General features: G+C 72.1%; 21 protein-coding genes. 8 read left to right on the plus strand and 13 right to left on the minus strand.

Translation table 11 applies throughout. The annotated features are described in order from the left end of the window. Positions 1-34: 34 nt before the first annotated feature. Positions 35-1,327: an aminotransferase class I/II-fold pyridoxal phosphate-dependent enzyme gene (locus ASF22_RS12800; RefSeq protein ID WP_056165743.1), complete on the minus strand. Its 1,293-nt coding sequence runs from the start codon at positions 1,325-1,327 to the stop codon at positions 35-37. Positions 1,328-1,790: 463 nt separating this feature from the next. Here ASF22_RS12800 and ASF22_RS12805 point away from each other — a divergent pair, with 463 nt between their 5' ends. After that, the gene (locus ASF22_RS12805) at positions 1,791-2,246 is read left to right on the plus strand and encodes a cupin domain-containing protein (protein ID WP_056165745.1); all 456 of its coding nucleotides are present in this window, start codon (positions 1,791-1,793) and stop codon (positions 2,244-2,246) included. A 47-nt stretch (positions 2,247-2,293) separates the two neighbouring features. Next, the gene (locus ASF22_RS12810; RefSeq protein WP_056264854.1) at positions 2,294-3,178 is read left to right on the plus strand and encodes a branched-chain amino acid aminotransferase; all 885 of its coding nucleotides are present in this window, start codon (positions 2,294-2,296) and stop codon (positions 3,176-3,178) included. A 10-nt stretch (positions 3,179-3,188) separates the two neighbouring features. Here ASF22_RS12810 and ASF22_RS12815 read toward each other — a convergent pair whose 3' ends face one another. After that, positions 3,189-4,880 (minus strand): thiamine pyrophosphate-binding protein, encoded by a 1,692-nt coding sequence (locus ASF22_RS12815; RefSeq protein ID WP_056264863.1) that lies wholly within the window; start codon positions 4,878-4,880, stop codon positions 3,189-3,191. 264 nt (positions 4,881-5,144) lie between these two features. Between ASF22_RS12815 and ASF22_RS12820 the strand changes: the two genes are divergently transcribed. Both ASF22_RS12820 and ASF22_RS12825 read left to right on the plus strand, forming a co-directional pair. Next, the gene (locus ASF22_RS12820; protein WP_210166654.1) at positions 5,145-6,590 is read left to right on the plus strand and encodes a hypothetical protein; all 1,446 of its coding nucleotides are present in this window, start codon (positions 5,145-5,147) and stop codon (positions 6,588-6,590) included. Positions 6,591-6,838: 248 nt separating this feature from the next. After that, positions 6,839-7,312 carry a flavin reductase family protein gene (locus ASF22_RS12825; RefSeq protein ID WP_056165752.1) on the plus strand — a complete coding sequence of 158 codons (474 nt, stop codon included), beginning with the start codon at positions 6,839-6,841 and terminating at the stop codon, positions 7,310-7,312. Here ASF22_RS12825 and ASF22_RS12830 read toward each other — a convergent pair. Then, positions 7,273-8,439, minus strand: a complete 1,167-nt coding sequence (locus ASF22_RS12830; RefSeq protein ID WP_056264864.1) for a glycosyltransferase — start codon at positions 8,437-8,439, stop codon at positions 7,273-7,275. The genes ASF22_RS12825 and ASF22_RS12830 overlap by 40 nt on opposite strands. A 222-nt stretch (positions 8,440-8,661) precedes the next feature. On the opposite strand from ASF22_RS12830, the gene ASF22_RS12835 reads away from it, so the two are divergent. Both ASF22_RS12835 and ASF22_RS12840 read left to right on the plus strand, forming a co-directional pair. After that, a complete protein-coding gene (locus tag ASF22_RS12835) occupies positions 8,662-9,852 on the plus strand; it encodes a DUF1972 domain-containing protein (RefSeq protein WP_056264867.1) in 1,191 nt (396 codons plus the stop codon). A 22-nt stretch (positions 9,853-9,874) separates the two neighbouring features. Next, a complete protein-coding gene (locus ASF22_RS12840; protein WP_244474278.1) occupies positions 9,875-11,260 on the plus strand; it encodes a cellulase family glycosylhydrolase in 1,386 nt (461 codons plus the stop codon). Between the two features lie 7 nt (positions 11,261-11,267). Here ASF22_RS12840 and ASF22_RS12845 read toward each other — a convergent pair whose 3' ends face one another. Next, positions 11,268-12,584 (minus strand): VpsF family polysaccharide biosynthesis protein, encoded by a 1,317-nt coding sequence (locus ASF22_RS12845; protein WP_210166655.1) that lies wholly within the window; start codon positions 12,582-12,584, stop codon positions 11,268-11,270. After that, positions 12,585-14,759, minus strand: coding sequence for an exopolysaccharide transport family protein (locus ASF22_RS12850; protein ID WP_244473099.1), 2,175 nt, complete (start codon positions 14,757-14,759; stop codon positions 12,585-12,587). A 435-nt stretch (positions 14,760-15,194) separates the two neighbouring features. On the opposite strand from ASF22_RS12850, the gene ASF22_RS12855 reads away from it, so the two are divergent. Then, positions 15,195-16,748 carry a hypothetical protein gene (locus tag ASF22_RS12855; protein ID WP_056264869.1) on the plus strand — a complete coding sequence of 518 codons (1,554 nt, stop codon included), beginning with the start codon at positions 15,195-15,197 and terminating at the stop codon, positions 16,746-16,748. Between the two features lie 3 nt (positions 16,749-16,751). Here the strand turns inward: ASF22_RS12855 and ASF22_RS12860 are convergent, their stop codons facing one another. Genes ASF22_RS12860 through ASF22_RS12885 form a run of 6 tightly spaced genes read right to left on the minus strand, consistent with a single transcriptional unit; the run spans position 16,752 to position 22,300 of the window. Then, positions 16,752-17,516, minus strand: a complete 765-nt coding sequence (locus tag ASF22_RS12860; RefSeq protein ID WP_056264873.1) for an SDR family NAD(P)-dependent oxidoreductase — start codon at positions 17,514-17,516, stop codon at positions 16,752-16,754. Then, on the minus strand, positions 17,513-18,883 hold the full coding sequence (locus tag ASF22_RS12865; RefSeq protein WP_056264876.1) for a fatty acid--CoA ligase family protein: 1,371 nt from the start codon (positions 18,881-18,883) through the stop codon (positions 17,513-17,515). The genes ASF22_RS12860 and ASF22_RS12865 overlap by 4 nt, the downstream gene beginning before the upstream one ends. 4 nt (positions 18,884-18,887) lie before the next feature. Continuing rightward, complete coding sequence (locus ASF22_RS12870) at positions 18,888-19,145, minus strand: hypothetical protein (protein ID WP_056264879.1); 258 nt, start codon at positions 19,143-19,145, stop codon at positions 18,888-18,890. Then, positions 19,142-20,104 (minus strand): alpha/beta hydrolase, encoded by a 963-nt coding sequence (locus ASF22_RS12875; RefSeq protein ID WP_056264882.1) that lies wholly within the window; start codon positions 20,102-20,104, stop codon positions 19,142-19,144. The genes ASF22_RS12870 and ASF22_RS12875 overlap by 4 nt, the downstream gene beginning before the upstream one ends. Before the next feature lie 26 nt (positions 20,105-20,130). Then, complete coding sequence (locus tag ASF22_RS12880; protein ID WP_082483687.1) at positions 20,131-21,063, minus strand: amino acid--[acyl-carrier-protein] ligase; 933 nt, start codon at positions 21,061-21,063, stop codon at positions 20,131-20,133. A 55-nt stretch (positions 21,064-21,118) separates the two neighbouring features. Beyond that, positions 21,119-22,300: an acyl-CoA dehydrogenase family protein gene (locus ASF22_RS12885; RefSeq protein ID WP_244474285.1), complete on the minus strand. Its 1,182-nt coding sequence runs from the start codon at positions 22,298-22,300 to the stop codon at positions 21,119-21,121. A gap of 336 nt (positions 22,301-22,636) precedes the next feature. Here ASF22_RS12885 and ASF22_RS12890 point away from each other — a divergent pair, with 336 nt between their 5' ends. After that, entirely contained in the window at positions 22,637-22,906 is a 270-nt protein-coding gene (locus ASF22_RS12890) for a phosphopantetheine-binding protein (RefSeq protein WP_056264885.1), read from the plus strand. A 30-nt stretch (positions 22,907-22,936) separates the two neighbouring features. Here the strand turns inward: ASF22_RS12890 and ASF22_RS12895 are convergent, their stop codons facing one another. Both ASF22_RS12895 and ASF22_RS12900 read right to left on the minus strand, forming a co-directional pair. Further along, positions 22,937-24,151: a type II secretion system F family protein gene (locus tag ASF22_RS12895; RefSeq protein ID WP_056264891.1), complete on the minus strand. Its 1,215-nt coding sequence runs from the start codon at positions 24,149-24,151 to the stop codon at positions 22,937-22,939. Beyond that, entirely contained in the window at positions 24,151-25,893 is a 1,743-nt protein-coding gene (locus ASF22_RS12900) for a GspE/PulE family protein (RefSeq protein WP_056264892.1), read from the minus strand. Before ASF22_RS12900 ends, ASF22_RS12895 begins: the two co-directional genes overlap by 1 nt. Positions 25,894-25,991 lie beyond the last annotated feature (98 nt).

Genomic DNA, 25,991 nt, shown 5'->3' on the forward strand with positions numbered 1-25,991 from the left:
CGACGGCAACTCCGGGGCGAACGGTGAGGGGCGCTCAGGCCGCGTGGGCGAGGGCGGTCGCGGCCCGGAGCGCCTGATCGAGATCGGCGGCGATGTCGTCGATGTGCTCGATGCCGACGCTGATGCGGATCATCTCGGGGAACACGCCGGCCGTGCGCTGCTCCTCCGGCGTCATCTGCCGGTGGGTGGTCGAGGCCGGGTGGCAGGCGAGCGACTTGGCGTCGCCGATGTTGACGAGGCGTTTGACCAGCCTGAGGGCGTCGTAGAACGCCTTGCCGGCCGTGAAGCCGCCGTGCAGCCCGAAGGTGAGCAGGGACGAGCCTTCGCCGCCGAGGTACTTCCGCGCCATGGCGTGGTGCGGGCTCTCGGGGAAGCCGGCGTAGTTCACCCAGGCGACGCCCGGATGGGCGCGCAGGAATTCGGCGACCTTGCGGCCGTTGGCGACGTGGCGCTCCACGCGCAGGGCCACGGTCTCGATGCCCTGGAGCAGCAGGAACGCGGAGAGCGCCGGCAGCACGGCGCCGGTGGTGCGCTGGTAGACGCTGCGGGCGCGGGCGACGAAGGCGCCCTTGCCGAAATGCGTCGCGTAGACGAGGCCGTGATAGGACACGTCGGGCACCGAGAACATTGGGAACCGCTCCGCCTGCGCCGCCCAGTCGAACCGGCCGGAATCGACGATGATGCCGCCCATGGTGGTGCCGTGGCCGCCCATGAACTTCGTCAGCGAGGCAATGACGATGTCGGCGCCATGATCGATGGGGCGCAGAAGGATCGGCGTCGCCACGGTGTTGTCGACCACCAGGGGCACGCCCCGGGCATGCGCGACGGCGGCCAGCGCCTCGATATCGCAGATGTTGCCGGCGGGGTTGCCGATGGATTCGCAGTAGACCGCACGGGTGTCGTCGTCGATGAGCTTGGCGATCTCGGCCGGATCGTCGCTCGCGGCGAAGCGGCACTGGATGCCCTGGCGCGGCAGCACGTGGGCCAGCAGCGTGTGCGTGGTCCCGTAGAGCTGGGGCACGGAGACGATGTTGCCGCCGTGGTCGGCCAGCGTCGCGAGGGCGTAGTGCAGGGCGGCCTGGCCCGAGGCCACGGCCAAAGCCGCGTGCCCGCCCTCGAGTTCGGCTACGCGCTTCTCCAGCACGGCCACCGTTGGGTTGGCGATGCGGCTGTAGCGGTAGCCCTCCTCTTCGAGGTTGAACAGCGCCGCGCCGTGATCGGCGCTGTCGAAGCTGTAGGCCACGCTCTGGTAGATCGGGACCGCCACGGCATGCGTGGTCGGATCGTGATCGAAGCCGGCATGGACGGCGATGGTTTCACTGCGCATGGAGCGTGTCCGTCTCGGCACGATGAGCTCGGCGACCTCACAGCAAGGTGCAGGCCAAGCTTTTGCGCGTCGAATCGGGACATATCATTGACAAAGACGATGAACGGAAACGCGTCGAAGACTTGGTTAAATTTTCCTTCTCGCATGAGGCGCGTTCGCCGATCCGCGACGACCCGCCGGCCGCCGACTCGCGGCGGGCGGTCGTCCTCTAGGATTCCACCGTTCCGTGTCGGAACGGCCCCGCCGGATTCGACCGTCCCGTGTCGGAACGGTCCCGATGGGGCGGGAGTCTTGATTTGCGACAACTGCGACCGGTCATGGTTTAAGCTTTGCGATCTCTGTTCATCCATTAAGTATCCGGCGAATGCGGACTTGCCGTGGCGTGGAACTATGGCATTTGCTTTCGCAACAGCCTCGTGACGATCCACGAGTGCCGATCCGATCGTGGTGTGGGAGAGCGCGTGTGGCGACGAAACCGATCATTCCGTCCGTGACGTCCGTGGAGCTGCGGGCGGCCCCCATCGAGCCTGGCTGGATTCGGGTGGGCAACCCGCTCGCCCGCAACGCCACCCTGTCGCGCAGCGCCGACGGTCTCGCCAGCACCCTGGTCTGGGATTGCACCGCCGGCGAGTTCGAGTGGATCTACGACATCGACGAGACCATCTACTTCCTCGAAGGCTCGGCGACGATCTCGGACGGTCACAACCCGGCCAAGACCTACGGGCCGGGCGACGTGCTGTTCCTGCCCCACGGTTCGGTGTGTCACTGGCACGTCGAGACCTACGTCAAGAAGGTCGCGTTCTGCCGCCGGACCCTGCCGCGGCCCGCCGCCTTCGTGATCCGGGCGTTCGACCGCCTCGTCAGGATGATGAAGGGCTCCTCCGGCGGCTTCCAGGTCGGCCCCGCCAAGGCCGCCTGAGAACGCCGCCCCATCCCGCCTTCCCAGCCCGCCCGAGACCCCGAGCCATGACGGCGCCCGATCCCGACACCCGGACCCATTTCGAGGAGACCTGGACCTACTTCGAGGAGGCCTGGCATCCCGGCAACGTCCGCATGATGGGGCCGCGCACGCATGGGGCGTGGCTCGGGTCGACGGTGTTCGACGGCGCGCGCGCCTTCGAGGGCGTGGCGCCCGACCTCGACCTCCACCTCGAACGGGTCAACCGCTCGGCGGTGGCCCTCGGGCTGAAGCCCAAGGTCGCGGTCGAACGCTGGGACGAACTGGTTCGGGAGGGATTGGCGCGGTTCCCGCACGATGCGGAACTCTACATCCGGCCGATGTACTGGGCTGAACTCGGATTCGCCGGCGGCGTGCGCTTCGACCCCGAGTCCACCAACTGGTGCCTGTCGCTCTACCACGCGCCGATGCCGGTGCCGACGGGCGTGCGGGCGACCCTCTCGCCGTTCCGCCGGCCGTCCATCGAGGTGGCGCCGGTGGATGCCAAGGCCGGCTGCCTCTATCCCAACGGCGCGCGGGCGCTGATGGAGGCGCAGGCGCGGGGCTTCGGCAATTGCCTCATGCGGGACGGGCTCGGCAATATCGCGGAATTCGCCAACGCCAACGCGTTCCTCGCCCGGGACGGCGTGGTGCACACGCCGGTGCCCAACGGCACGTTCCTCGCCGGCATCACCCGGGCCCGGGTGATCGCGCTCCTGCGGGCGGACGGCGTCACCGTGGTGGAGCGGACCCTGTCGTACGACGATTTCCTCGCCGCCGACGAGGTGTTCACGGCGGGCAACTTCGCCAAGGTCGCCCCCGTCACCGGCCTCGACGAGGTCCGCTTCGAGCCAGGCTCCGTGTTCCGCCGCGCCCGCGCCCTCTACTGGGACTTCGCCCACGGGCGCCGGTAGGCGGCGCGCCTCACCCGGCCGCCAGCGCCTTCTCGCGAATCGCCGTGAGACTCAGGCCCGGCGAGATCGCGTCCGTCGCGATCTTGAGGTGGACGATGGCCGGCTGGCCCGAGGCGAGGGCCGCCGCGAACGCCGCCGGAAAGTCCTCCGTGCGCTCCACCGTGACGCCGAACCCGCCGAACGCGCGGGCATAGGCGGCGAAGTCCGGGTTGCGCAGGTCGGTGGCCGAGACCCGGCCGGGGAAATCCCGCTCCTGGTGCATGCGGATGGTGCCGTAGCTGGCGTTGTCGCAGACGATGCAGACGAGGGGCAGGTCGTACTGCACGGCGGTGGCGAATTCCTGCCCGGTCATCAGGAAATCGCCGTCGCCCGCCAGCGCGATCACCGTGCGGTCGGGGTAGAGCCGCTTGATCGCCACCGCCGCCGGGACGCCGTAGCCCATGGAGCCCGAGGTCGGGGCGAAATGCGTGGCCGGGCGCCGGAAGCGGTAGAAGCGGTGGATCCAGGCGGCGTAGTTGCCGGCGCCGTTGCACAGGATCGCGTCCGCGGGCAGCGTTTCGCGCAGGTGCACCATCACGGCGCCGAGGTTCACGGCGCCGGGCTGCGGCGTCGCCGCCTCGCTCCACTCGAGGTACTCCGCGTGCCCGGCCCGGGTCTGGGCCACCCAGGAAGGGGGGGCTGCGGGCGCGGCGAGGCGCGCCAGGGCGGCGGCCATCCGGGTGGGCGCGGCGTTGATGGCGAGGTGCGGGACGTAGACCCGGCCGAGTTCCTCCGGGCCCGGATGCACGTGGACGAGACGGGTGGCGGGATTCGGGATGGCGAGGAGATCGTAGCCCTGGCTCGGGACCTCGCCGAGGCGCCCGCCCACCACGATCAGAAGATCGGCCGCCCGGGCGCGCGCGACGAGTTTCGGGTTGGCCGCCAACCCGAGATCGCCCGCATAGGCGGGGTGGAGCGGATCGAACAGCGGCAGGCGGCGGTAGCTCGTGGCGACGGGCAGGTCGAACCGGTCGGCGAAGGCGTGGATGTCGCGATACGCCGCCTCGCTCCAGCGGCTGCCGCCGAGCAGCAGGAACGGGCGCTCGGCCTGGGCCAGCAGCTGCGCGAGACGCTCCATCTCCTCCGTGCCCGGCGCCGCTTCGACGGCGACCCAGGGGGCGGCGAGCGGCCCGGTCGCCGTGTCCTTCAGCATGTCCTTGGGCAGGGCGAGAACCACCGGACCGGGCCGGCCGCCGGTGGCGGCGTGGAAGGCGCGCGAGACGTATTCGGGCACGCGGGCCGCGTCGTCGATCTCGGCGGCCCATTTCGCGATCGGACCGAAGGCGGCGCGGTAGTCGATCTCCTGCCACGCCTCGCGGTCGCGCAAGGCCCGCTCGATCTGGCCGACGAACAGGATCATCGGCGTCGAGTCCTGCTGGGCCACGTGGATGCCCGCCGAGGCGTTGGTGGCGCCGGGGCCGCGGGTCACGAAGCACACGCCCGGCCGGCCCGTCGCCTTGCCGTAGGCCTCCGCCATCATCGCCACGCCGCCCTCCTGGCGACAGACCGTGACCTGGATGCGCGATTCGTAGAGGGCGTCGAGGACCGGCAGGAAGCTCTCGCCCGGCACGGTGAAGACGTGGTCGACGCCGTTGACGGCGAGCTGGTCGACCAGGGCCCGGGCGGCGGACCGGGGGGACGCGTCTGAGATGGGGGCGGGCATGCGGCAATCCGGATCGCGGGCGACGGCGTCGCGTGGGGGCGGGTTCGGTGGCGGGCGCAGCCGCGACGTCGCACCGGCCGAGGTTCGGCGTGGCTCTCGTGGCGATGCCCGCGTCCGGGCGGAACGTCGGTCTCCGATCGATTTGCCGATCCTAGAGAGGCATCCTTAAAGATTTTCGCCGGTGGTGGAGCAGATGAGACCCGCGCCGAGTCCCGCGCCAAGATTCGCGCGTAAGACCCGCGAGCCCACGCGAACCGTTGCATCATGATCCGAGCGTTGAAATCCGCTTTGCCGACTCGACGCGCGCCCCGTGCGGCGGGCAGCCCCGTGGGCAAGACGGCCGCGCCGCCGGTCGCGCGGGGCGGGTTCGGCGGCCGGTTCGCCGTGATCCTGTCGGGCGAGCTGATCCAGAGCCTGTTCCACTTCGCCCTGAACATCGCCCTGGTGCGGATCCTGAGCCAGCACGATTACGGGCTGTTCGCCATCGTGTTCACCGGGGGCGCCGTGGGGCTCGCCTATATCCGGGCCCTCGTCGCCGTCCCGGCGACCCTGCACATCGCCCGCAGCCTCGGCCGGCCGGCTGAGCGCGGCTACGACGTGGTGTTCGGCTCGGGCGCCCTGGCGCTCTGCCTCGGCATGGCCGCCCTGGCGTTGGCGCTCCTCATCCCCGTCATGGGGGTCGCCGGGGCGCTGGGCGCCGGCGCGTTCGTCGCCCTCTACGCGTTCCGCAGCTACCTGCGCCTCGTGCTGCTCGCCCGGAAATCCGCCCGGATCGCGGGGATGAGCGACGGGGTCTATGCGGGCGTCGGCCTGACCCTGACCCTCGCCATCCTGTACGCGGGTGATGCGTCCGCCCTCGATCACGCCTTCCTGGCCCTCGCCTTCGCCCATGCCTGCGGCATCGTGGTCTCCTACGTCGCCCTGCGTCAGCCCCTCCGGATCACCCTGCGCCGGTCCCTGTGGCGGCGCTACGTCGGCCTCTGGCGGACGCTGCTGTGGTCGCTGACCGGGGTCACCAGCATGATCGTCCAAGGCCAGGGCCTGACCCTGGCCTTCGCCGCCATCGTCGGCCCGGCGGCCTACGCGCCGATCGCCGCCACCCTGGTGCTGTTCGCCCCCCTGCGCATCCCCACCAACGCCCTGGTCAACATGGTCCTGGCGGAGGTGACCGGGCTGCTCGCCACCGGGCAGGCCAGGCAGGCCGACCGGATCGTCGTCCGCTCGACGGCGGTGATCGCGCTCGGCTGCCTCGTCTACGGCGCGGCCATGTGGTTCGCCCTGCCGCTCATCGAGCAGGTTCTCTTCAAGGGGCGGTTCGGCCAGGAGCCGATGGCCTGGATCGGGCTCGGAATCTGGGCCGTGACGACGATCTCCCTGCTCTACGCGATTCCGCGCACCTACCTCGAAGCCTCGGCCGCGTTCCGCTCCATCGCCTGGGGCGCCATCGGCGCCGCCCTGCTCGGGTTCTCCATCATGATCCCGATGCTGCTGAGCCTGCCGTCGCACACGGCGCTGCTGGGTCTGATCGCCTCTGAACTCGCCAGCTGCCTGTGGTACGTCCTCAACTTCCGCCGCCTCGCACGCCGCGCCGACGGTGCCGTGCTGGCCGCCGCCGCCATCGTGTCGGAGGCGGAGGCGCCCCGCGAGGGCGATCCGGCGGCCCCCGCGCGGACGGGGCTTCGGAACGGGCGCGCGCCCGTGCGGACCTGAACGGGTAGCCAGCGCGACGAAATGGGGTATGCCGCACGACGAATCCGGATGAGGCGCGCGGCGATTTTCCCATGTGACGCGGGCGCCGGCCCCTGAAACAGAGTGAGTCCGTCGCGCCGCGCGGCGACCGGGGGATCGCGTCTCCCGGGCCGGCGGCGGATGAACAGAGAGCGGGCGCGGTGCCCGGGCAGGAGAGCACATTGAGCAGTCCGGTCCGAGACGTCCCGCCGCTCGCCGGCGCCGCGCTGATGAAGCGGGCCATGCGGCGCCTCGCCGGCGGCGTCGTGGTGGTGACGGCGGGCTCCGGCGAGGAGCGCGTCGGCCTGACGGCGACCTCGGCGGTCTCGCTCTCCGTCGAGCCGCCGACCATGCTGGTCTGCATCAACCGGGCGGTCTCGGCGTGGCCCGTCATCGCGCGCCGGCGGCACTTCTGCATCAACATCCTGGGGGCCGGGCACCAGGCGGTGGCCGAGCGCTTCGCCGGAATCGGCGGCCTCAAGGGCGCGGCCCGCTACGCCGATGCCGATTGGGTCGCCATGCCGTCGGGGGCCTCGGGCCTCGCCGGGGCACAGGCCATCCTCGACTGCACCCTCGACGAGGTGATCGAGCGCCACAGCCACGCGATCCTGCTCGGTGCCGTGGGCGAGGTGCGGATCGCGAACGAGGACGCGGACGCGCTGGTCTACCGGCTCGGCCGCTTCGGCAGCCTGCCGCTGGCCTGATCCAGCGGGGCGCCGCCCTCGAGAACCCCGCGGAAGCACGCCACCATGCCGGCGGCCGAGGCCGCCTCGGCGAAGACGTTGACGTAGCGCGCCCGCGCGGCCCGGGGAAAACCGGCCCAGGCCTCGGGCTCGCTCACCAGGAATGCGAGGCGTTCGGCGAGGGCGGCGGCGTCGCCCGGCGGAACGAGCCAGCCGGTGACCCCGTCCTCCACCACTTCCGGCAGGCCGCCGATGTCCGAGACCACGGGCGGAATGCCGGAGGCCATGGCCTCGATGGCGACCCGGCCCAGGGATTCCGGCAGCCGCGAGGGCACGGCGACGATGTCGGCCCAGGCGAAATGCTCCGCCGGGTCCGGCGTGAACGCCAGCCGCTCGACGGTCCGCGCGAGGCCGGCTTCCGCGATGCGCGCCGCGAGGGCGTGCTCCCGCGCCTCATCCTCGAAGGCGCTGCCGACGATCCGCACCGCGATCCGGTCGCGGGTTCCCCGGGGCAAGCGCGCGAGGGCCTCGACCATGACGTCCTGGCCCTTGATCCGGCTGATCCGGCCCAGCATCAGCACGCGCAAGGGGTGGTCGCCCCGATACGTCGCGGCCTTCGGCCGGCCGGGATCGGCGATGCCGTTGTAGACCACGGTCCCCGGGCGGCCGGGCGGGGGGGCGAAGGCGGCTTGCGTCGCCCGCGAATTGAAGATGACTCCGCAGCCGGCCCACCCGATCAGTCCGCGCAGCACGGTCCGCACCAGGCCCTGCGGGATCTCGTGGACGTGGACGAGGCAGCGTCGGCGGAAGAACCGGGCCGCCAGCAGATAGTCGGTGACCACGGAGGTGTTGACGTAGGTGAGGTCGCTGCGCGCCATCCGCCGCATCGCGCGGCCGACGGCCACCGGCAGGGTCAGGAGACCCAGGGTCGCGAGCCGTGGCAGGTCGCGGCGGCGCAAGATCCACAGGGGCTCGACGTGGATGCGGCTCGCCACGGGCTCCAGGGCGGCGACGATCGGGCCGCGACGCGGCAGGACCACGTCGATGACGGCGTCCGGCCACGTCGCCCGCATCACCCGGACCGTCTCGATGAAGCTGCGGTCGGACCCGTAGAGTTCGAACCCCTGGTGAACGCACGTGATACGCATGGGGGAGCTCTTCCCGGGATGCCGAGGATCGTTTCCGACACGGATCGTTTCCGACATCGGGCGTCGCCGGAGAGATCAGGACAGACCTCGTTGGATCGGTCTCTATGGATCCTTTGTTAAAGAATGGCACAGCATGGTGCCGTGAGGGCATGCCCGCGCACAGACGGCGGTCGATCGTGAAACCCCGGCACGATCCTGCAAATCCGGCAAAGGTGACATTCCATGACCACCCCGCCCGCTCCCGCGCTCCTGATACTCGGAACGCGCGGACTCCCGGCCGATCACGGTGGCTTCGAGACGTTTGCCGAGCGCCTGGCCCTGTTCCTCGTCGCGCGCGGCTGGTCCGTCGGCGTCTACTGCCAGGACGAGGTCGAGACGGTGACCGAGCGGTTCCGCAGCGAGACGTGGCGCGGCATCGAGCTCATCCACGTGCAGGTCGCCACCTGCGGCCCCAAGGCGACCCTCGACTTCGACTACCGATGCGTCCGCCATGCGGCCGAGCGCGACGCGGTCAGCCTGGTGCTGGGCTACAACGGCGCCGTGTTCCTGCCGCTCCTGCGCCTCGCCGGGCGCCGCATCATCACCAACATGGACGGCATCGAGTGGCGCCGGCCGAAATGGTCCCTGCCCGTGCGGGCCTGGTTCTGGGTCAACGAGTGGATCGCCGCCTGGTCGTCGCACCACCTCGTCGCCGACCATCCGGCCATCGCCGACCATGTCGCCACCCGCCGGTCGCGCAGTGCGATCAGCACCATCCCGTATGGGGGCGACCCCGTGACCGACGCTCCGCGCGCGCCGCTGGCCGCCTTCGGGGTCGAGCCCGGACGCTTCCTCGTCTCGATCTGCCGGATCGAACCCGACAACAACATCCTCACCATCGTCGAGGCGTTCTCGCGCAAGCGTCGGGACGCCAAGCTCGTGGTGGTCGGGGAGCTGCGCGACGACAATCCCTATCACCGGCGGATCCGGGCCGCGGCGAGCGCCGACGTGGTGTTCCCGGGGGCGATCTACGAGGCCGGGATCGTCGGTGCCCTGCGCTTCCACGCCCGGGCCTACCTGCACGGGCACACGGTGGGGGGCACCAACCCGTCCCTGGTCGAGGCCCTCTGGGCCGGCAGCGCCATCATCGCCCACGACAATCCGTTCAACCGCGTCACCGCCGGCGCGGACCAGAGCTACTTTCGCGATGCCGACGGGTGCGAGGCCGAGATCACCCGTCTCCTTGATGACGACGCGGCCCTGGACCGGGCACGGGCGGGGGCGCGCCGCCAGGCCCTGAACTTCACGTGGACGGACATTCTCGAAGCCTACGAGACCATGATCCGCCAGGTCGGCGCGCCGCATGTGCCCGTCCGCTCCGCCGAGGTCGCCGCCGCACGCCTCGGCTCCGGTGCGTCGCGGACCTCCGTCTAGGTCCGCGGGAGAATCGGGGCCGATGACCGGGCGCGTGCCGCCCACCCGGCGCGGCGTGATCGCCGCCGGACTCGCGGCTGGCGGCCTCGCCGGACACCCCATGCCGGCGGCCCTGGGGCGGGAGCCCGTGCGAGCCAGACCGGTCTCGCCCGGGCCTGCTGCGCCGAGGGAGACCCCGTCGGCGAAGCCCGTCGTCCTGCGTCGCGGAATCAACCTCTGGCCGTGGTTCTCCCTCACCCGTGAGTACCCGGCCCCGCGCACGGACTACGCCTGGCCGGCCTTCGATCCGGACCGCCCGGTCCCGACCCGGGCGGACCTCGCCGGCCTCGCGCATGCGGGCTTCGACTTCGTGCGCCTGCCCATCGATCCTGGACCGTTCCTGTTCTTCACGGGCCGGACCCGCGCCGTGTTGTTCGGCATGCTCGACGCCGCCGTCGCGATGGCCCTGGCGGAGGGACTCACCGTGGTCCTCAACCTCCACGCCAACGCGGCGACGCATCACTACACGCCGGAGGCCCTGTACGGCGGCCCCGACGCGCCCCTGCTCGACGCCTACCGCGACCTCGTGGCGGAACTCGCCCGCGCCCTCGCGCGCCACCCGCAGGGCCGGGTCGCCCTGGAGCCCGTGAACGAGCCGCCCCAGGCCTGCGGCGCGGAGGCGTGGGGGCGCATCCAGGCCGGCCTCCTCGGCGCTGCGCGGGCCGCCGCGCCCGCCCTGACCCTCGTCGCCACCGGCGCCTGCGGGAGCCTGGTCGACGGGCTCACCGCCCTCGATCCGGCCGCCCTGACGGCGTTCCGGCCCCTGCTCTACACCTTCCACTTCTACGAGCCCTACCTGTTCAGCCACCAGGGCGCGCCCTGGATGGACGAGCCGGTCTACCGCGCCCTCAACGCCGTGCCGTGGCCGGCCTCCGCCGGCCGCCTCGACGCGACCCTCGCGGCCGTTCGCCGCCGCATGGCGGGCGATGCCGCGCTCCCGGCCGCCCGCAAGGCAACGGCCTACGCCGAGACCGAACTCAAGCTCGCGGAGTACTTCGCCGCCCGGCCCGATCGCGGCTTCCTCGACCGGGGGCTCGCCCCGGTGCGGGCCTGGGCCCTGCGCCACGGCATCCCGACGGGCGAAATCCTCCTGGGCGAGTTCGGGGCCCTGCGCAGCGATCACCGCTACGTCGCCTCGGGGGCGGCCGACCGGGCGCGCTACGTCGGCGACGTGCGCCGGAGCGCAGAGGCGGCGGGCTTCCCCTGGGCGTTCTGGAACCTGTTCGACGGCATGGGCCTCGTGCAGGGCGAGACGCGGAGCCTCGATCCGGCGCTCCTCGGCGCCCTCGGCCTCCCCGCTCCACCCGGGGGGGCTCCATCCGGGGCATCGCCATCCGGGACATCGCCATCCGGGACCTCTTCGCCCTGACGCGAGCCTATCCGGCGCGGCGCGAAGCCGGCGTCGGCCGGTACAGGGCGACGAGGAGGATGGCGAACTTCGCCATCAGGGTGGTCTTGCCCCCGAGGCTCTCGTAGGTGTTCACGAGGAACACGAAGGCGATCATCGGCATGGCGATGCCGGGGCGGCACCGGCGCGCGAGCTCGACCAGGAACAGCGCGACGGCCACGGTGAGCAGGGCGGTCATGATCGCGCCCTGGTAGAGGACGATCCGCACGATGGGGTTCTCGAGCCCCAGGGCGAGGCCGTTGATGCGGCGCAGGCTGTCGATGATGGTCGGGTCCGGGCCGACCACGAGTTCGCGCCAGGACAGACGGTTGAACAGCTCGACGACGAGGACGCGGGCGTTGGCGCTGCCGCCGTCGTCGACGAAGCGCCCGATGAGGGCGTCGAAGAAGCCGAGGCCGACGAGGCCGGCCAGGGCCAGGGCGAACAGCGGCATGGCGAAGGCGGCCCCCGCGACGGCGAGCAGCGGGATGCGCCCGCGCGTCACGGCCCGGATCAGTCCGCGGCCGGCCAGGACGCCGCCGAGGGCCAGGGTGACGACGATGGCCGAGCGTCCCCCGAAGGTGACGAGGGCGACGGTCTGCAACCCGAGCATGGCGAGGCGCCGCACGGCATCGAGCGACCCGCCGCCCGCCGCCAGGGCGATCACGTAGCAGGCCGTGAGCGTCGCGCTGGTCAGGGGGTGGCCCTGCAGGGCCACCGAGCGGCTGTCGTTCTCGAGAAGCAGGCCGTCGAGGCGGAACGGGAAGAACGGCCCGCCGCCGACGAATTCGACGAGGCCGAGGCTCGCATTCGCGGCCATCAGCACGTGCACCAGGGTCTCCAGCCGGGCGAGGCTGCGCCCGTCGCAGCCGCCGAGGAGAATCAACGTCAGGCTCGGCAGCAGGAACGTGTCGATGGCGCCGGCGATGCCCGCGCCGCCGCGCAGGCTGATCTGGAGGGCGAGGGCGGTGCCCATGAGGCCGAGGAACGCGCTCGCCGGCCTGTGCTCCAGGATCGTGACCGCGTTGGCCACGGGATTGCCGGCACGCAGGAGCGTCCACGCGAGGAGCAGGACGGCGGCGTAGGTGGCCGGATGGATCTTCTGGACTGGCGAGCCGGTGAGGCCGTCGTAATTGATGCCGGCGATGGTCCAGAGCATTCCGCCCGAGAGGCAGAAGACCAGAACCGTCAGGACCGCGACGGCAGGGTCCGGAAGGGCCCGGAGGCGCGTGCGGCCGCCGGGGCTCCAGCCGGGGCTCCCGCCCCGCCCGGCGACCTCGCCGCGTAACCCTTCGCGGCTCGACATTCAGGCCCGGTCGTCGATGAGCAGGGCACCGAAGGCCGGTCGCCCCATGGCCGCGGCGACCCGGTCAAGGTCGACGAGGTCCGCCTGTAGGGTGCGTCCGGCCCGGGCCACGACCACGAGCCGGTCCGCCGCCCCGACCACGGCGCCGAGGCGCGTGTTGGAGGAGAGGATGCCGCAATCGATCAGCACGAGATCGAAGCGCTCGCCGACCTCGTTGAGGAATGCCTCGACCTTGGCGCGGTCGAAGGTTCCCCGCGTCGCCCTGTTGCCGTTGCCGATCCCGAGCCAGCACGCGCCGGTGGCCGCATCCGTGGAGACCACGGTGTAGAGGCCCTTCTCGCCCCTCAGCACGTCGAGGAGCCCGCTCCTGCCGCGGCTTCGGCCGCCGAGATCGGCCTCGATGGTGAGGACCCGGTCTCCCTGTGCCGCCGCCGTGGCCGACAGGACTTCGATCACGGCCTTCTGCGCCGCGCCGTCTCCCGCACCGGCCGCCACGGCGACGATGAGGGCGCGCTCCATGCCGTTCTGCCCGATGCTCCTCGGAGTCATGCCTTTCGGATTCACGCTCGTCTGAACCCTACCGTGGCTGCGCAGGGTGTCGAGGGCGACGGTGGCCTCCTTCTGACAGGCAGCGGAGTCGGACGCGGGCGCGGGCGGGAACGTCGCCAGCACGGGCGCCTTCAGGAGCCGCTCGAACTGCCGGGCGGAGAGCAGCGTCGGCCGGCGGTACTCGCTCACCATCGCGACGCCGACCCCGACGCCGAGGCCGCCGACGAAACCGGCCGCCAGGAGGAAGCCGCGCAGGGGCCAGCTGCGTTCCTCCGGCGGCAGGCCCCAGGAGATCACGCGCGTGTTGGCGGTATCGATGGTGGCCTGCTCGGCGATCTCCCGGGAGCGCACGAGATAGGTGTCGTAGACCGACCGGCTCGCCTGGACCGTGCGCTCGAGTTCGCGCAGCTGCACCGCGGCCTTGCTGGTCTGGACCGATTCGCCGCGCAGGGTCTCGAGGTTGTCCGTGAGCAGGCGCTCGGCGGCCCGGGCGCGCTGGACGTCGATCTCGGCCGCCTTGGTGATCCGGGCGAGCTCGGCATCGATGAGACGCTTGACGTCCCCCATCTGGGTGCGGATGGCGGCCATGTAGGGATGGCGCTGGCCGAGCTGCGTGCGCAGGTCGCCCTCCTTGGCGGCGAGCTCGGCGTATTGCGCGCGCAGGCGCTCGACGGTGGGCGACCGGATCGCCTCCGGCAAGGTGCTGGTGTCGAAGGCCGCGCCCCGCGCCGTGGCGATGTTCTGCAGCTTGCTCTTCGCCTCGGCCGTGCGGTCGCGGGCGGCGACGAGGCGGGCGTTGCTGTCGGTCAGCTGCTGCTCGCTGACGAGGCGGCCGCTCGACGAGATCAGCCCGTTCGCCGCCTTGAACGCTTCGAGGCGCCGTTCGGCCGCGCCGACGTCGGCGCGCAGGCCCTCGAGACGGTCGCGCAGCTCGCCGGCGGCCCGCTTGGCCCCGTTGGAGCGGGCCTCGGCCTGGTCGGCGAGGTACGCGCGCGCGATGGCGTTGGCGATGTCGGCGGCCTTGTCGGGGGTCGACGCCGTCACGACGATGTCGACCACGAACACCTTGTCGGCCCGCTTCACCGCGAGCTTGCGCCGAAGCTTCTGCAGGGCGAGGGTCTTGTGGTTGCGCAGGGTCGGTTCGGAGGGGCCGAGGAGCGTATCCTTCAGGCTCTGCACGGTCCGCTGCACCAGGCCCGCCGCCGGCGCGCCGAATTCGGGATCGTCCTCCAGGCCCACCTCCGCGATGGCGCGCAGGAGCACCGCGTCGGACTCGATGACCCTGACCTGGCTCTCCACGATGGTGACGCCGCCATCCGCCGCGGCGGCGCTCTCGTTGAGGTCGTGGTTGACCACCTGCCGGTTGCGCGGATCGATGAGGAGCTGCGAATTCGCGGAGTACAGCGGCGTCGCGAGGAGGCCGTACACCAGGGCGGCGACGGTGAAGGCCGCCGTCGTCGCGAGCACGATCCAGCGGCGGCGCACCACGATGCGCCAGAGGTCGCCGATGTCGGCCGCGGTGTCCTTGCCCACGGTCTCGGGCCGGTCGGCGACGTAGGGCATCAGCACGGCCGCGCGGCCCGCGTCGCGCTCGGCCGGTCGGACGCTTGGCCACTGATGGTTCACAGGCGGAACTCCATGCATGCGTCCGCGACCCGGCCCATACTCCGCGCGAAGGAGGTCAAACGTCGGTGAAGGCCCGACCCGGAGCGGGCCCGGCTCCCGCCCGTGCCCAGAGTTAATCGATCGATGCTTAATTGATCGTCACGTCCCGCGCCCGTTTCGTCGGCGGGGCGTGAAGAATTGGGGAAGACTTCAGCCGGAAAGGGAAAGTTTACTTCGTCTCCGCAGGCTCGTCACGGGCCGCCGGCGATCCGGCCCTCGGCCCATCCCGCCGAGGATCGCCCGTACCCCGCCCGTCGATGCGCCCGGTCGCGCGGTGGACCGGGATGCCCCGGCAGCGGAAGTGACGACGATGCGAAACCTGGTGTGCCTTCGAGATCCATCGGGCCTTCGAAATTCGTCGGGCCTTCGAGACCCGATCCGCCTGCGGGATCCGTCGTGCTCGTAAGGCTCTGCCTCGACGGGCGCGGCCCCCGCGGGTGGCACGCCGCCCTGGTCGCGCGCCTCGGTGCCCGGCCGGGCTGCCGCGTCGTGGTCGATGCCCGCTCGCGCGTGGCCGCGTGGCCCGCCAACGCCGACCGGCTGTTCCGGATCGAGACCCTGTTTCACGGCCTGCCGCCGGGCGGTCCCGCCGCCCGCCTAAACGAGGCCGAGGCGGCGGCTCTGCCGTGGCTGGCCTCGGCCGACCGTGCGGCCGTGCGGCCCGACTGCGTCATCGATCTAGGCGGCGATTGCGATGCGCCCGACGGCGTCCCGGTCTGGCGCCTCCTCTACGACGGACAACCCGGCGAGGCGGCGCTTCTGGCGAGCCTGCTCGCCGGCCGCGTGCCGGTCGCGAGCCTCGTCGCGGATGGCCGCGTCCTCTGCGAGGCGCGCCTCGGCACGGAAGTGCGGGGCGTCGTCCGCACCACCTTCGAGGACGGGCTCGCCCGGACGGTGACGATGATCGCCGCCGCCTTCGTGGGGGGCGCGGCGCCGATCCCCGCCGGTTCGCCGCCGCCCGCGTCCGGGGCGGGTCTCGGCGCCCGCGACCTCGCCCGGCGCGCGGCCCGCATCGCCGTGGGCAGCGCGGTGCGGCGCCTCTATCACCTCGGCTACCGCGCCCCGCATTGGCGCATCGGCTGGCGACGCCTCGACGGACCGGACCTCGTCGCCCTGGGCCGCCACCCGGATTCGGGCTGGCACGAACTCCCCGACGACGGACGACGCTTCTATGCCGATCCCTTCCCCATCGTGCACGCGGGCCGGTGCTGGCTGTTCGTGGAGGAGTACGATCACGCCTCGGCCAAGGGCGTGATCTCCGCGGTGGCCTTCGACGAGACCGGGCCCGTCGGCACGCCCGTCCGGGTGCTGGAGACCGCCCACCACCTGTCGTATCCGTTCGTCTTCGCGCGCGACGGCGCCGTCTGGATGGTGCCCGAGTGCTGCGCCGCCGGCACCATCGACCTCTACCGCGCGACGGACTTCCCCGGCGGCTGGGTCAAGGAGGCGACCCTCGTCGCCGACGTCGCGGCGAGCGACCCGACCCTGTTCGAGCACGATGGCCGCTGGTGGCTGTTCGCCACCGTGCGCGAGGCGCCGGCGGCGGCCCCCCTCGGGCACGGCTCGTTCTCCGACGCGCTCTACCTCTGGAGCGCGCCGGATTTCCGCGGACCATGGGCGCCGCACCGGGCGAACCCGGTCCTCGTCGACACCGCCGCCGCGCGGCCCGCCGGCCGCGTCGTGGTGCATGACGGGCAGGCGGTGCGCCCGGTCCAGGATTGCAGCCGCGGTTACGGCTGGGCCCTCGGACTCATGCGGATCGACCGCCTCGACGAGGACGGCTTCGCCCAGAGCTTCCTGTCGCGGATCGAGGCGGGCCCCCTCTGGCCGGGCTCGCGGCTGCACTCGCTCAACGCCGCCGGCGGCTTCGAATTCATCGACGGCTCCGCCCGGGCCCCGCGCGTCTCGCCCCGCCGGATGGTGAAGCGCGTCCGTCGCCGGAGCGCGTGAGGCTCAGGCGGTGCTGCCGGCATCCACGGTGAGAACTGTGCCGGTGACGTTGCGGGCCTTGTCCGACATCAGGTAGGCGACGGCGTTGGCCACATCCTCCGGGTCGGCGAGGCGGCGCAGGGCGGCGCGGTTGGCCACCCGCCCGCGCTCGGCCGCGTCCATCCCCTCGGTCAGCGCCGTCTCGACGAAGCCCGGTGCCACGGCGTTCACCGTGACCCCGAGCCGGCCGACTTCCCGTGCGAGTGAGCGGGTGAAGCCGATGGAGGCGGCCTTGGTGGCGGCGTAGACCGAGAGCGCGTTGTAGCCCGTGAAGGCGATGATCGAGCTCACGTTCACGATGCGCCCGGCGCCCGCCGCCATCATCCCCCGCACCACGTATTTGGTGAGCAGCATCGGCGCCACGGTGTTGATGTGCACGAGGTCGTGGATCTCGCGGTCGGGCATGGTGGCGAGCAGTCCCGGCGTGCCGATGGCCGCGTTGTTGACGAGCCCGTAGATCGGGCCGTGCGCGGCGCGGATGCCCCGCACCAGGGGCTGCAGCGCCTCGGTCTGCCCGAGATCGCAGGCCGAGAAATGCATCGCCCCGTCCGGGGCCGCCCGCGCCGCGGCCTCGAACGCCTCCGAGGGGCGGCGCGCGACGGCCACCACCCGGAAGCCCTCCGCCGCCAGGCCGGTGGCGATGGAAAGCCCGATGCCCCGGCTCCCGCCCGTGACGATGACGGTGCGCCGCTGGGTCGGGGTCGGTTCGGTCGGATTCGGCCCCGTCACGAGACGCCCCGCAGGAGCTTGCCGCCGGCCGAGATCGGCAGGGCGGGCACGAACTTCACGCTGACCGGGACCTTGTGCTTGGCCAGATGCGGCCGGCAATGGGCGATGATCGCCTGTTTGAGGCCGGCCGGATCGTCCGGTGCGCCGCCATCCTCCCGCAGGACGATCTCGGCCTCGACCACGGCGCCGAGGATCGGGTTCGGCCGCGGCCGGACCCGGGACATGGACACGCGGGGGTGGCTGTTGAGGATGGACTCGACCTCCTCGGGCTGAACCTTGGCGCCGCCGACGTTGATGATGCCGCTGCGCCGGCCGAGGAAGTGGTAGCGCGCGCCGCGCAATTCCACGAGATCGCCGCTGTCGACGAACCCGTCCGCGTCGGTCAGCGCGGCGGCGTCGGCGCCGAGATAGCGCCGGCCCGTGCGCTGCGAGCGGATCTGGAGGGTCCCCTCGCGCACCACGATCTCGATGCCCGTGCGCGCGCCGACGAACCCGGCGGGAAACCCCTCGCGGCCGTCCTCGACGGTGAAGCCGACGCCGCCCTCCGTCGAGGCGTAGGCGTGGGCGATGCGCGCCTCGGGAAAGGCGGCGCGCATCTGGTCGAGGATCGCCTGGTCGGCGATCTCGCCGGAGAGGCGGGCGTAGCGCGGCGCGAGGCGGTCGAGGGCCGTGCTCATGAGGGCGAGGCGCCAGTGCGAGGGCGTGCCGAGGATGTGGGTGACCCCGGCCTCGGCCACTCGCACGAGGTAGTCGCGGACCGGCTCGTCCGCCTCCGACAGGACGAGGGGCGTCGGCCCGAGGATCGCCCGCAGGAACACCTGGAGGCCGCCGTAGCGGCGGATGTCGTAGAACGTGCTCCAGACCGTGCCGGGCTCGGGCGTCGCCGCGACGTTGATCCCGCCCGCGAGGCCCTCGAGGGTGTGGACCACGAGTTTCGGCGCACCGGTGGTGCCCGAGGTGGCGAGCACCCATTCGGTCGGGCGGGGGGCCGGGAGCGGAGCGGCCAGGGCCGCCTCCGTGGCCTCCACGCAGGGCAGCCCGTTCAGCGCCACCCGGAACGGACAGGCCGCGTCCGTGACGCAGAGGTCGATCTCGGCGGTGGCGAGGATCTGTGCCGCTTCCTCTCCCGTGAGGCCCGGAGGGGCCAGCACCATCCGGCCCACCAGCCCGTCGAGGGCGAGCATCGCCAGGGCGGCGTTCATCTGGCCGCCCGTGGCGATGAGGACCGCGCGCCCGGCGAGGCGCTCCGTGAGGTCGGTCCGGGTCTGGGACGCGATCAGGGCGGGAAGCGCCCGGCGCGCGGTTCGGTCCGAGAGGAACAAGCCGTCGAGGCTGCCCGCGCGCGTCAGGCGGTCACGCAGGGTCATCGGCTCAGGCCGCGGCCGCGACGGCGGCGCGCTCGTAGAGTGCCACGAGGTCGCCCAGCGTCACCGGTAGGTCGGCGACCTCCAGGGTGCTGAACGGGTCGACGCCGACGAGATCCTCCATGCGGGCGACCAGCAGGGCGAAGCACAGGGAATCGAACGGCGTGTCGAGGAGCACGAGGTCGTCGGTCAGCGGCGGCATCGCCTTGTCGTGATCGCGGGTGATGGCTTCGATCTCGGAAACGAGGGTGGAACGAACGTTCATGATGCTCTCCGGTGCGGGGATTGGGGGATGGTTCGGGCCGGATCGCCGCGCAGATGAGCGCCGAATGCGGCACCGATCTCCGCGAGGATCGGGCGCGCCGTGGGGATGAGGCGGCCGAGACCGTAGAAGTAGTGGATCATGCCCGCGTGGCAGGTGTGGACCACGGGGATGCGGGCCTCCGCGAGACGGGCCGCGTAGGCGGCGCCGTCGTCGCGCATGATGTCGTGGGACGCCGTGTGGATGTGGGCCGGGGGCAGGCCCGTCAGGTCCGGCTCGCGCCCGGGCGAGACGCGGGGATCCGCCACGACGTCCGCGACGCCGCAGGCGGCGATGTCGTGGCGCACGGTCTCGGCGTCGAGGAAGTGGCCGGTGGCGAAGGCGCGGTGGGACTCCGTCGCGCAGGTGAGATCGAGGACCGGGCAGATCAGGAGCTGACCGGCGATGGCCGCGCGGCCGCGCAACATCTGGGTCGTCCGCGCGGCGAGACCCGCGCCGGCCGAATCCCCGCCGATCCCGAGGCGGCTCGCGTCGAGGCCGAAGGCTTCCGCCGCCTGCGCCACGTGGGCGAACGCCGCCACCGCATCCTCGATGGCGGCGGGGTAGGGGTGCTCCGGGGCGAGACGATAGGCGACGGCGACGACGCGGCAATCGGCCGAGTCCGCGAGGATCCGACAGATGGCGTCGTGGGTGTCGAGGTCCCCCGACACCAGGCCGCCGCCGTGGAAGAACACGAGCCCCGGCCCCGTCTCCCCGGCGTCGCGGGGCGCGTAGGCCCGCGCGGCGCACGGCCCCGACGGGAGATCGAGCACGAGATCCCGCGCCGCGACGGCGACGGGCGTCGCGCCCGCGAGCTGGGCCAGCACCTGCTGGCCCTTGCGTCGTTCGGCGACGCCGCGCGCGCCGGTGCCGCCGAGCGCCATCATGTCGAGGAACCGCTGCACGGCGGGGTCGAGGCCCATCACGCTCGCCTTCGATCGGGTTCGGTTCAGAGCGACAGGGCCGCCCGCACGGAGACCGGCCAATCGGCGATGGCCGCGCCGTGAGTCGCGAACATCGCCACGGCGAGGCGGTCCATGCCGAAGGCGACGCAGCCCGTATGGGCCGGCTCGCCGTCGGCGTGGCGCAGATCCCAGGTCGTGCCGAAATGCTCGCGGTGATAGTTGAAGCTCATGCAGGCGGTGCCGGCGGCCTCGCCGCGCAGCGGGATCAGCAGCTCGAACTTCAGGGCGGCCTCGAGCTGGCTGAACGCCTTGATCTGGCCGAGCCGCCCGAAGAACGGGTCGCTCGCCTGCTCGATCACGTAGGGCAGGCCGAGTTCGTCGGCGATCGCCGTGGCGCGGCCGATCCAGCGCTCGCGGAATTCAGCGACCTGATCGGGCGTGCCGATGACGACGTATTCGCGCATCCGGAACGACTGGAGCCGGTCGAGGTGCGGGGAGGGCTCGCGGCGGAAGCAGTCGCAGGCGACGTCGAAGCGATAGCCCGCCGCCGGCACGGCGCCGCGCGCGGCCGCGATGGGATAGACCGGGTAGCAGGCCGCCGGGGTGAGCACGAGGTCGGCGGTCTCCAGGCCGCTGGTCCAGTCGCCGCCCTTCGCCTGGAGATCGGCCTTGGCGAGGATCTCCTGTTCGGTGCCCTCCAGGCACGAGACGCAGCCGAGCAGGTTCGGGAAGCTCTTGAGGTAGCCGTGCCGCTCCAAATGCGCCCGGCTCATCACCGGCGGGAACCGGAACACCTCGGTGTCCGCCTCGCGCTTGGACGAAATCAGCGCGGTCAGGGCCTCCACCACCGATTCGTAGGCGCCGGTCCGGGCGTAGACGCCCTGCGCGTCCATGGGCCGGAACATCGTGTCGAACAGGGCGTCGAGGGGATCCGTGGCCGGGGGCGAGGCCGGGGCGCGGCCGACATTCATGTTCATGGGACTCGACTTTCGCGAAAGGCGGATTCGGCGGGAGGGCGACGGGTCTCGACGATCAGTCGCGCAGGGAGGCGGCGACGGGCGCCATCAGGGTGGCGGTGGCGAGGTTGGCGACGATGCGGTCGTTGTGGATCATGATCGGCGCGGACAGCACGTCGCGCAGGTGCCGGCCGATGGCGAAGTCGCCGTCCTCCCGGTAGCCGGCGAGGCCGTTGGCCCGCATGGCGCTCATCACCGTCGAGACGGCGAGTTCCGAGACCTCGACCTTGAGCATCGTGATGGCGGTCTGGAAATCCAGGGCCGAGAAGGCGGCGGGTTCGCCGGTGGCGGCCTCGAACCGGTCGAGGCTCTGGCCGATGAGCGCGCGGGCCTGCTTCAGGCCGGACACGGCGCGGGTGTAGTGCAGGGCGCCGGGCGGGGCGACGCCGCCGGCCCCCCGCATGGCCGTGCGGGTGAAGGCCTGGGCCTTGTCGACGGCCCCGGCCGCGATGCCCGTCCAGGCGCTCGACCACAGGATGTGGGAGACCGGCGTCATGGTCTGGCTGTGGACGTCGGCGTAGCGGGCGGCGAGCACCTGCTCGGCCCGGCCGCGGGCGAGGAGGCGGAACCCGCTGCTGCAGGTGCCGCGCATGCCGAGCGTCTGCCAGCCGCCGAGGCGTTCCAGGGTGTAATCGGCCTTCAGGAAGACGCACAGCACCTGGTCCGACGCGGCGGCCTCGTCCGTCCGGCGCGCGACGGTGACGATGCCGTCGGCCTGCGCTCCGTAGGAGATCACCGTAGCGGCGCGGTCGAGGACGATGTCCTCGCCGTCCCGCGCCACCGCGGCCGCCGAGACACGGACGTTGCCGCCGTTGTTTCCCTCGGTGGTGGAGGACGCCATGAGCAGCTGCTCGCTGGCGATGCGGCGCATCACCGCCTCGACCCAGGCCGCGCCGCGGCCGTGGCGGACGAGGCAGGCCACCTTGGTCTGGTGCATGGCGAAGATCATCGCCGTGGAGGCGCAGGCGCGTCCGAGGGTGTAGCAGATGTCGGCGAGCGCCTGCATCGAGGCGCCCTCGCCACCGAGATCGATGGGGATCGCCGCACCGAGCAGGCGGTGCGTCCGCATGGCGTCCCGGGCTTCGTCCGGAAAGCGGCCCTCGCGGTCCACCGCCTCCGCGTGGGCGGCGGCCACGGCCGCCACGGCGGCGGCCCGGGCCTGCAGATCGGCGGCCTCGCCCACGGCCCCGGCGGACATCGCTCCTTGCTGGATCGTCATGGTCATCCTCGAAAGCATTCCGCTTCCGAGCCTTCCGCCCGAAAGCATTCCGGTTCAGTCACGGCACGTGCCACGGAACCCGAGGGCCCAACGTGCTGTCCGGCACGGGATGCAGCAATATAGGGAAGACATTAAGGCGCGCTTATTTGTGGAAGCGGAATCGGAACCCTGAGGATATGATTAAAATTAACGCCAATAACGCTCGGATCCGACCGAACGTTGACCGGCGCTGGGCGGCGATCCAAAGATGCTGGACGACCGTCGCGGTTGCGTGGCCCCTGTGCGCGGACCCGGCTTCAATATGGACGCATCGTCATGAGCCCTGCTTTGGATACCATTAACTATACAGACCGGACCATGTACCTCGCCAAGGGTATCCTGGCGCAGCAGTCGCAGGCGCGGGATTTCCAGCCCGAAGACGCCCTCGTCGACGTGGGGCTCTCGTCCCTCGACCTCGTCAACCTGATGATCGCCGTCGAGGCGGAGTTCGACATCATGATCCCGCCGGCGCAGCTGAACCCGAAGAATTTCTACTCCGTCGGGTCCATCGCCCGCATGATCGAGACGGTCAGCGCCCGCGCCTGATCCCGGCGCTTCCCGGGGCCGGTCCTTCCGTCATTGCGCGAGGTCGCCGACGCTGAGGATCGCGCTCATCACCGAGATGATCAGGCCGCCGATGAGGCCGCCGATGGTGACGGTGACGAGAGGCGTCAGCAGGGCCAGCAATCGGTCGATCTGCTCGCGGGTCCGGGTCTCGTGCATCTCGGCGGCGTGGAGCAGCACGGTGCCGAGGCGGTTCACCTGCTCGCCGCTGGCGATGAGGTTGAGGGTGGAGGCGGCGTAGGGGCGCAAGCCCGCGAGGCCGGAGGCGAGGCTGCCGCCCTCGCTCAGGCGGCGCGAGGCCTGGGCCAGGGCCTCGCGAAACAGGCCGTTGCGCGCCAGCGGCCGGGTGGCCGCCACCGCGTCGGGAATCTGCACCTCCGCTTCGAGGAGCGTCCCGAGCACCCGGCAGATGCGGCCGAGTTCGGCGCCGACCACGATCTCCCGCACGATGGGCAGGCGCAGGGCCGTCCGCGAGCGGAAGGCCGCGAAGGCGGGATTCGCCCAGAACTTCGCCAGCAGCGCCCCCGTCACGAACACGCCGCCGAGGAGGACGGGCCACCACGCGGCCAGGGCGTCGCCGAGGGCGGACGCGGCGCGGATCGCCAGGGGCGCGGGCTTGCCGGTGCCGTCGAACAGGGGGGCCAGGGCCGGCACCAGAACGCCGATCACCATGGCCAGCGTGCCGATCGCCATGAGAATGAGGATCGCCGGGTAGACCATCGACGAGGTGAGGTGGCGGCGCACGGCGTCGCGCCGCTCCAGGGACGCCGTGAGGCTGGAGAGGACGCCCACCAGGGTGCCGGTCGCCTCGCCGGCCCGCACGGCGTCGATCATGTCGGGCGGGAAGGCCTGCGGGTGCGCGCTCATCGCCCGCGACAGCGCGGCGCCGGCCATCACCCGCTCGAGGAGATCGGACAGGACGGGGCGGAGCGCCCCGCTCGCCTGCCGCTCCACGAGGCGCAGGGCCCGGTCGACGGTGAGGCCGGCACCCAGCAGGGTCCCGAATTCCTTGAGGAAGCCGATGCGGCCGGCATCGTTGATGCGGTCGCGCCCGAACAGGTCGCGGCGCCAGAACGGAACGCCTCCGGCGGCGGCCGGCGCGATCTCGAACACCTGCAGGCCGTCGTTGCGCAGGGCGGACACCGCGCGCTCGCGGCCCTCCGCCTCGATCCGGCCCGTGCGCAGGCGCCCGTCGGGGGCGTAGGCCTTGTAGGCGAAGGCCGGCATCAGACCAGCCCCTCGAACACGCGGCCGATCTCGTCGAGGGTGGTCTCGCCGGACATCACGCGGGCGCGGGCGGTCTCCGCCAGGGTGGCCATGCCGGAGGCGCGGGCCTGCGCCACGAGGCGCTGCTCGTCGGCGCCCTCCGCGATGAGGGTGCGCAGGGGGTTGTCGAGGGTCATGATCTCGGAGACCACCATGCGGCCGCGATAGCCGGTGCCGTTGCAGGCCGCGCAGCCCCGGGCCCGCTTCAGGGTCGGGGGCGCGGCGGTGTCGAGGCCGAGCCGCAGGCAGGCCTCGGGCGAGGCCGGCTCGTCCGCCGCGCAATCGGCGCAGACCCGGCGCACGAGGCGCTGGGCGATGACGCCGTTCAGGGTCGCGGCGATGAGGAAGCGCTCGACGCCCATGTCCACGAGGCGCGTGACCGTGGCGGGGGCCGAGTTGGTGTGGAGGGTCGAGATCACGAGGTGGCCGGTGAGCGCGGCCTGCACGGCGATGCGGGCGGTCTCGCCGTCACGGATCTCGCCGACCATGACCACGTCGGGGTCCTGGCGCAGGATCGAGCGCAGGGCCGCCGCGAAGTCGAGGCCGATGCCCGGATGGGCCTGGACCTGGTTGATCCCGGCCATCCGGTACTCCACCGGGTCCTCCACGGTGACGACCTTGAGGTGCGCGCCGCTGATGGCGCGCAGGGCCGCGTAGAGGGTCGTGGTCTTGCCGCTGCCGGTGGGGCCGGTGACGAGGACGAGGCCGTTCGGCCGCGCCGTCATGGCGCCGATCTCGGCGATGGCGGCGGCGTCGAAGCCGAGGCCGGAGAAATCGTCGACCCGGCGCGAGCCGTCGAGGACGCGCATCACCACGCTCTCCCCGTGCGCGGTGGGCAGGGTCGAGACGCGGATGTCGATGTCGTGGCCGCGATCGGGCACCTGCATGCGCCCGTCCTGGGGCAGGCGCCGCTCGGCGATGTTGAGGCCGGCCAGGATCTTCACCCGCGTGGTGAGGGCGAGCTGGACGGATTTCGGCAGGCGCTCGGATTCGACGAGCACCCCGTCGACCCGGTAGCGCACCCGCACGTCCGTCTCCTCGGCCTCCACGTGGATGTCGGAGGCGCCGCGCGCGAACGCGTCGCGCACGAGGCGGGCGACGAGGCGCACGATGGGGGCTTGGCTCGCCACATCCTGCAGCCGGGCGAGGTCGTCGTCGAGGCCGGCCTCGGAATCCGGGGCGGCGTCGCCGTAGACGGCGCGATGGACGCGCTCGAAGGCGGCCGGTCCGACGATGCACAGGCGCACCCGCCGCTCGGTGAGATGCTCCAGGGCCAGCGCGATCTCGCTGTCGAACACGTCGACGGCCGCGACGACGAGCTCGTCCGCGTCGACCGCGATGGGCAGCGCCCGGACGCGGGCGCAATACTCGGCGCCGATCTCCGCCGGCAGGACGGGGGCGGCCGGCACCTCCTCGTCGCGCAGGAACGGCAGGCCCGTCGAGGCGGCGAGCGCCGAGACCAGGGTGGCCTCGTGGACGAGGCCGAGTTCGGTGAGCAGGATCGGAACCGGGCGCCGCCCCGGCAGGTCGAGGGCGGCGAGCGCCCGCTCCAGGCCGGCGGCATCGAGCACCTGCATCTCGGCGAGGTCCGCGACGAACGCCCGGGCCGCATCCCGGGCCGCATCCCGGGCGTCGCGTTCGGGCGCCCGCCGGTCGGGCCGGGCGCGCCTCGGGCGGCGCTTTCCGGCCCAGATGTTCAGCATGACGAATGTCCGTTCTCGGGTGCCCCGGAGGAGGAGCCGTCGTGAGTCGCTCTTAAGCCGATAGAAACCGACGTTGGGTTAACAACGTGTCTCCCGGA

The sequence above is a fragment of the Methylobacterium sp. Leaf87 genome (assembly GCF_001422775.1).
Classification (GTDB): Bacteria; Pseudomonadota; Alphaproteobacteria; order Rhizobiales; family Beijerinckiaceae; genus Methylobacterium.